Annotated in this window: 2 protein-coding genes; one reads left to right on the top strand and one right to left on the bottom strand. The window is 64.0% G+C overall.

Annotated features, from left to right (window positions below; genetic code table 11):
- Positions 1-264: GntR family transcriptional regulator (locus EOA60_RS34045; RefSeq protein WP_164899815.1), on the bottom strand; the 264-nt coding region annotated here is incomplete at its 3' end.
- 50 nt (positions 265-314) lie between these two features.
- Between EOA60_RS34045 and EOA60_RS34040 the strand changes: the two genes are divergently transcribed.
- On the top strand, positions 315-1,133 hold an 819-nt coding region (locus EOA60_RS34040; protein ID WP_348632748.1), incomplete at its 3' end, for an MFS transporter.

The raw sequence follows: 1,133 nt of genomic DNA, 5'->3' as shown, positions 1-1,133 counted from the left end.
CCGCACCGCCGCGACCTCGACCGCCTCGCGGTAGACAGCGATCTGGCCGAGCTCGGCGAGATTGATCGGCGCCACCGTCCAGCCGCGGCCGTCACGAGCGATCAGCCCTTCGGTCTCGAGGCGCAGCAGCGCCGCCCTGACCGGGGTGCGGGAGGCGCCGAAGCGGCTTTCGATCCAACGCTCGGTCAGCCGCTCGCCCGGGCCGATCTCGAGCCCGAGGATCATTTCGCGAAGCTGCCTTTCGACATTCTGCATTTGCGACATTTGTCGTTCCGCTCTTCGGCGCCGCATTGACAGCGGCGGGGTTGAGGTTCATGACGGATACCGATCTGGTATCCCAAAACGGTATCCGGAACAACCCCGGACAACCAAGTAGGCATGACATGGCAGAAAACAGCACCCAGAGCGGCTACAATATCCATTGGCGACGCAATCTCGCCGTCTGCTTCGCCGGCTCGTTCAGCACGCTGATTGCCATGACGCTGCTGTTGCCGTTCCTGCCGCTTTATGTCGAACAGCTGGGTGCCGAAGGGCACGCGGCAATCGTGCAATGGTCAGGAGTTGCTTACGGTGCCACCTTCTTTGCGGCGGCGCTGGTCGCCCCTCTGTGGGGGCGGCTCGGCGACCGTTACGGCCGCAAGCTGATGCTGGTGCGCGCCTCGTTCGGCATGGCGATCTGCATGTCGCTGACCGGTATGGTCGAGAGCGTCTGGCAATTGGTGCTGCTGAGGCTCCTGATCGGCTTTGCCGGCGGCTACTCCTCGGGGTCGACGATATTGGTGGCCATGCAGACGCCAAAGGAGCGCTCCGGCTGGGCGCTCGGCGTGCTGTCGGCCGGCATCACGGCCGGCTCGCTTGTCGGACCGCTGCTTGGCGGCATGCTGCCGCCGGTGATCGGCATCCGCGCCACCTTCCTGTTGTCGGGCGCTGTCATCTTTCTCGCTTTTCTGGCCACGACTTTCCTGATCAAGGAAAACCCGCCGGCTCCCAAACCTGTCTCGTCGGCAAAGCCGAAGAGCGGCTGGGCACAGATTCCCGACAAGCGTCCGGTCGTCGCGATGCTGACGACCGGCATGCTGCTCGCCTTTGCAACCATGTCGATCGAGCCGATCATCACGGTCTATGTGCAGCAG

The sequence above is a fragment of the Mesorhizobium sp. M1A.F.Ca.IN.020.06.1.1 genome (assembly GCF_004023265.1).
In the GTDB taxonomy this organism is placed as follows: Bacteria; Pseudomonadota; Alphaproteobacteria; order Rhizobiales; family Rhizobiaceae; genus Mesorhizobium.
The sequence above is the reverse complement of the archived record's forward strand: the minus strand, read 5'-3'. Positions and strand labels throughout refer to the sequence as shown.